This is a genomic window from Streptomyces spinosisporus (assembly GCF_022698145.1).
Classification (GTDB): Bacteria; Actinomycetota; Actinomycetes; order Streptomycetales; family Streptomycetaceae; genus Streptomyces; species Streptomyces spinosisporus.
The window spans coordinates 1-5,438 of sequence record NZ_JALDAX010000043.1; the positions used below are offsets into that span (position 1 = coordinate 1).

The window sequence follows — 5,438 nt, forward strand, 5'->3', positions numbered from 1 at the left end:
GCATGTAATAAGGGCGCCGGCGCGCGATCACGGTTCGGTAGGCGTAGCGCCCAGGTGCTGCAGCAGGCTGCGCATCGACGGCGACAGAGCTGACCACGCGGCGAAGCACACGCACAGGCGGCGGCGCGCCCATGCATCGCCCAGCGGTACGGCAACAGTTCTGGTTTTACGCCGATGCTGGCGAGCGACCACCTGCGGCACGATGCCGATGCCCACGCCGTGGCCGACCAGTGCGCACAGTCCATCGAACGTCTTCATGCGGATGCGCACATTGAGGGGACGTCCGGCAGCACCGGCGTACTCGTTGATATGCGTCTGCAGGGCATTGTCATCGCCCAGTGCGACGAAGGCCTCGCCCAGGACGTCGGCAAAGGTGAGCTCACGGGCCGCGGCCAGGTGATGGGACGCGGGCAGCAGCACGACCAGCGGGTCGTCGGCGACGGGCTGGCGATGCAGCGTCCCGGCATCGGCCGCGTCACTGACGATGCCGGCTTCCGCATGGCCGGCGGCGATCGCGCTCACGATGTCGGCGCTGGTCCGCTCGAGCAGTTCCACCCGCAGCCGTGGCCGTTCGGCCAGCCAGGGTCCAAGGCGTTCGGGCAGGAAGGTGGTCAGGGCCGCGGTGTTGGCATAGAGGTGGAGTGTGCCGCGCGTGCCGTCGGCGAAGGACTGCAGTTCCTCCCGCAGCTGGGAGCGCTGCTGGAGGATCAGCCGTGCGTGATGCGCGAGGGTGGCACCGGCTTCGGTCAGGCTGATGCCACGAGCGTGGCGGTGAAGCAGTGCGGTGCCTGCATCGGCTTCGATCGCGCTCAGCCGTCCGCTGGCCGAGCTCAATGCCAGATGCGCCTGCCGTGCCCCGGCGGTGATGCTGCCGGCGTCCGCCACGCACAGGAATAGCCGCAGGTCCTCCACGTCCAGACGCATCTCCAACCTCCTGAGTCTGCCTTCGGATGGACCGAAGGGTCCTGCGGAAGATCCGCATTGTGTCAGGTCAGTGCGGATGCCTGAAATGAGGGCATGGACGTGACCTTCGGTTTTCTGCTGCTGTTCGTCGCCACCTTCTTGGTGGCAGGCCTGGTCAAGGGCGTGACGGGGATGGGCCTTCCGACGGTGGCGGTGGGGATGCTGGGCAGTGCGGTGTCGCCGGTTACCGCCGCGGCGATGCTGGTGATCCCCTCGTTGGTGACCAATGTCTGGCAACTGCTGAACGGTCCGTCCCTCGGAGCGTTGCTGCGCAGGCTGTGGCCGATGATGCTCGCCATCCTGTTGGGAACCGTGGCGTCGACGGCCTTGCTGGTCGAGGGGGACTCGCGCTGGTCCGGCATGGCACTCGGCGGCGCGCTGGTCGCGTACGCGGCCTATGCACTGCTGTCGCCCTCGACATCAGTGCCGGGTCGATGGGAACGCCCGCTGGCGCCGCTGGTCGGGCTGGTCACTGGTGTGTTGACGGGTGCCACCGGTGTGTTCACCCTTCCGGCCGTGCCGTGGCTGCAGTCGCTGCGCCTGCCGCGCGACGTGTTGGTACAGGCACTGGGCCTGGCGTTCACCGTATCGACGGTGGCCCTGGCGCTCGGCCTGGGCCGGCTGGGGGAGTTCCGGCTGGGTCAGCTGGGCTGGTCGACGGCCGGCATCGTGCCCGCGCTGGTGGGCATGGCGTTGGGGCAGGCGGTCCGCAGCCGCATCAGCCAGCAACGCTTCCGCCAGTTTTTCCTCGCATTCCTGATCCTGCTCGGGCTGGAGTTGGCGATACGGGCGCTGCTGTGACTGCACGGCTGCGCCTGCATGAAAGCTCCGCACAACGACCGTGCCATCAGCTGTTGGGAAGCGGGCCCCTTGACGCACTGCGGCGCCGCTGTCTCGCTGAGAATCCGACCGATCGCCGTCGACGAACCAGCTCCTGTCGCCGTGCTCCTTCGCATCCAGTGCCGTCCGCCACAGCGCTTCCGCGGCACCAGGGCCTGCGGCACGGTCCCTGTGTGGCCACCCAGGAGACCGGCGCCCCGTTTCCTGCGGACTGGTCCCGCGGCTTGGAGAGCAGCGATAGCGTGGTCAGGTACGCCGTTCGGTGCATGGCAGGCATCGATGACTGAACGGCCGGCCCCTGTTGAGCACGTGCGCGAGCAGCTGGAGCCCGCGGCCGCTGACGCGGTTCGCGCGTACGCGGCCGGGACTGGCGCGAACGCCGACCGGCTCGCTGCGGTGCTGGAGGACATCGCGGGGAACGGGTTGCCCTCGGCGGAGGACTGCACGCCGCGGGAGGAACTGCGCGAGACCCGCCTCGCACGCCGTGCCAAGCAGCGCCCGGCCGTTGCCTGGTGGCCCCACAGCACGGCCCACGCCGCGGCCGTATCGCCTTCTCCGGCTCCGCCGCGAAGCAGCTGGAAAACCTCAACCAGCGAGGCGGAGATCCACGCCCCTGGACCGCGCACTGGTGGTCATCTCCGTCGACCCGGGCGTCGGCGAACCGATCCCCGGCGACACCACCAACTGCTAGCAGCGCGTCAGTCCTGCTCGGATCCTGGGAGTTGCGTGGGACTGCGACGTTGCAGTGCCTGTTCGAACGCGACGCGGACGTCGGCGGGCAGGGTCCCGTCCCGGGCCCAGCTGAGAATCAGTTCCGCGACATGGCGCTGCTTGAAGTTGGTGTGCTGTGACACGTCCTTTAGCACCGCCCGGACCTGGTCGGGTGCGGGGCGCGTGTGTGGGTGCCGGCGAGCTGCTCGAGGACGACGGTCATTGACGTTCCCTTCTGGGTTGTCGTGCCGGGCTTGGTGGCCCGCCCCGGCTGCTCGACCTGTCCAGGGGGCGGGGGAACCGGGGCGGGTGTTCTGGGACCCGTCCCGCCGGCGTCTTGCCGAGCACCGGCGGGACGGGCGTGCGTGCCGCTGCCGGCGCCATCGGCGAGGGCCGGTAGCGGAGTTCACCAGCTGGTGCGCGGGCACGACTGCCAGTGGCCGCCGTTGCCGTCCCGCGGTGGGTGGCTGGCGGGCTGGGTGCAGTGGACGTGCGTGTGCGGGTGCTCTTGCCGGCAGGAGCGGTGCCCGTTCGGCAGGCGCTGCGAGGTGGCCTGGCTCACGAGACCGCTCCCGTCTTGAGCCGGAGGTTGATGAACGGCGCGCAGTGCGGGCAGGCGTACCCCTCGACGCTCAGGTCTACGGCGCCGCGGCGGCCCTCGGAGCGGCCAGCGGACACGGCACCCTTGGTGAGCGGCGTGCGACAGAAGACACAGGCCCAGCCGGAGTACTGAGCGCGCGTCAGGACGGCGGCGGGCGGAAGTTTCACGGCCGGTCGGTGAGCGGCGTCAGGCCGTACGCCTCGCGGCACGGTCGGCGCGCGCTGCGGAGGCACCAGGCTGCCGTCGGGTGCGGTCCGGGCCGCGGGTCGGGCGTGGTGAAGCAGCATGAGGGGGAGCAGCCCGGCCGCCTCCGGGTGGTCGAGCGGGGACATGAGCTGCCGGGTGAGCTGGATGGCTTTCGCGGCGAGGTCGGTCTCGTCAAAGGAGCCCTCGTTGAAGACGAGGTACATGACGCGCAGCGCGGTGGCTACGTTGCCTGGCTGGTCGTACCGCACGCCGGCCACGGTGCGCTTGGCCCGGCTGATGCGCTGCGCCATGGTCGCCGCGGGCACCGGATAGGCCTCGGTGATCTGGCGGGTGGTCAGCCCGCCTACAGCGCGCAGGGTGGGGGCAACCGCGGACGACGGCGTCAGCGACGGGTGGGCGCACAGGAAGTACAGCTGGAGCATGTCCTCCACCGCCGGTGCAGGCCCGGGCGCCGGCTCCTGATCGAGGTGGTCCTTTCGTCGGCGGCGGGCGGCGTCCAGCGGGCTGCGTCGAGGAACCTGCGCCAGGCCACGGTGGCCAGCCAGCCCTTCGGGTCCCGCGGGGGGGCGGCCGGACTCGGACCGCCTCGACCAGCGCGTCCTGCACCGCGTCCTGGGCCGCCGCGAAGTCGGCTCCGCGGCGGACGAGGACGGCGGGCACGCCCGGCGTGAGGCTCCGCAGCGGGGCCTCGTCCGTCGATGAGGTCACTCCGTGATGGTGGGAGGTGCGGTCAGGAACGGACGCACCTCGAGCCACTCGTGGATCGGCTTGCCGCCCGCACCGGGGGCGGCCGACAACTCCCCGGCCAACTCGACGGCGCGCTCGTGGCTGTCGACGTCGATGATCATCCAGCCGGATGAGGTCCTTGGTCTCGGCGAATGGCCCGTCGGTGACCGGCGGGCGCCCCTCACCGTCGTACCGCACCCACGCGCCTTCGGGGGCGAGGGCCTGACCGTCGACGAACTCCCCGGTCTTCTCCAGCCGGGCCGCGAAGTCCTGCATGTACTGCAGGTGCGCCGAGATCTCCTCCGGCGTCCAACGGTCCATCGGCACGTCGTTCACCGCAGCCGGAGCGCCGCGGTAGTGCTTGAGCAGCAAGTACTTGGCCATCGTGTTTCTGCTCGGTACTGGTGCGACCCATTCTGGTCGCGTTCACTCCAGGGACGGAGCCAGCCACCCGTTCTCGACATCGCCGCCAGATTTTTTCGGCTCCCGTGGACAGGCCCGAGCCGTCTCGGGGCGTTCGGTTTGCGAGTGGCCTCGGCGGAGACAGGTCGACTCTCTTACGGGTGCCGATCACCCCTGGCCTGCACAGCACGGTGACGTCCCCTGCCGTCCCGATGCGCTTTTGCAAGTCCTTCAGCCGACCGCAGACGCAGCGGGTGGTAGTGGCCAGAAGTACGGGGACGCTGTCGCCGTCCCTCTCGGCGACCCGGGCGGACGGGACGCCGCTGGGGCAGCACGTCGAAGCGCGTCTTCACCACGTACTTCACGTCCGTCGTCATGCCCAAACAGCGACTCGGGATCAGAGACAGGTACTTACTGGCGCTCGCCGCCGAAGCCTCGGCCGGCGTCGCGTGCGGGGGGCGGGCCGGTGTGGGCAGTGGTTGTCGAGTGCCGGGTGTCTGTGGGGTTTTCCGGGAGGTGAGGGTGAGGGTGGGTGCTCGTTGGTCTGGGAGTTTTGCTGGTGGGGTGCGGTTTCGCGTTTGGGTGCCACTGGGTTCTTGCTTGGCAGTCATGTGTTGTCGCTGGTCAGAGCGGTGGGCTGTGGATGGAGGGAGAAGGTTCGGTGACGTCGTGTGAGAAGCCCCGGCGCACTGGTGTGAGAGGGCCAGGGGGATGGCGGTCAAGAGGTACGCCTGGCGGGGCCGTTGGGTGGCTCGGTGGGTGCTTGCGCCTGTTTCGCTCGACTGCGCTGAGCTGCCGGCGCTGGGTACGAGGGGCGACGTCGACCCAGAGCGGTTGATCCTTGTCCGGTCCGCGCGGTGACGTGGCTGCGGTGGACGTGCCCCCACGGTGGTGGGGAGGACCTTAAAGATCTCAGTGAACGTGTCCGCGCCACGGAGTGACCCCCACGGGGTGGGGAAGGGGTGGCCCGTTCGTACGCGGACGCGCA

Annotated in this window: 4 protein-coding genes and 3 pseudogenes; 2 read left to right on the forward strand and 5 right to left on the reverse strand. The window is 69.9% G+C overall.

What is annotated here, in order from left to right:
- Positions 1-27: 27 nt before the first annotated feature.
- Complete coding sequence (locus MQN93_RS43460) at positions 28-924, reverse strand: LysR family transcriptional regulator (protein ID WP_242713885.1); 897 nt, start codon at positions 922-924, stop codon at positions 28-30.
- A gap of 93 nt (positions 925-1,017) precedes the next feature.
- On the opposite strand from MQN93_RS43460, the gene MQN93_RS43465 reads away from it, so the two are divergent.
- Positions 1,018-1,764 carry a sulfite exporter TauE/SafE family protein gene (locus tag MQN93_RS43465; RefSeq protein WP_242713886.1) on the forward strand — a complete coding sequence of 249 codons (747 nt, stop codon included), beginning with the start codon at positions 1,018-1,020 and terminating at the stop codon, positions 1,762-1,764.
- A gap of 318 nt (positions 1,765-2,082) precedes the next feature.
- A pseudogene (locus tag MQN93_RS43470) lies at positions 2,083-2,313 on the forward strand (hypothetical protein); the annotation flags it as partial.
- A gap of 188 nt (positions 2,314-2,501) precedes the next feature.
- On the opposite strand, the gene MQN93_RS43475 reads toward MQN93_RS43470, so the two are convergent.
- The 4 genes and pseudogenes from MQN93_RS43475 to MQN93_RS43490 form a co-directional block, all read right to left on the reverse strand.
- Positions 2,502-2,657, reverse strand: a complete 156-nt coding sequence (locus MQN93_RS43475) for a hypothetical protein (protein ID WP_242713887.1) — start codon at positions 2,655-2,657, stop codon at positions 2,502-2,504.
- A 263-nt stretch (positions 2,658-2,920) separates the two neighbouring features.
- Positions 2,921-3,076, reverse strand: a complete 156-nt coding sequence (locus MQN93_RS43480; protein ID WP_242713888.1) for a hypothetical protein — start codon at positions 3,074-3,076, stop codon at positions 2,921-2,923.
- A 266-nt stretch (positions 3,077-3,342) separates the two neighbouring features.
- A pseudogene (locus MQN93_RS43485) lies at positions 3,343-4,030 on the reverse strand (DUF6596 domain-containing protein); the annotation flags it as partial.
- Positions 4,027-4,432 (reverse strand): annotated as a pseudogene (locus MQN93_RS43490) (YciI family protein). The pseudogenes MQN93_RS43485 and MQN93_RS43490, both read right to left, overlap by 4 nt.
- Positions 4,433-5,438: the final 1,006 nt, after the last annotated feature.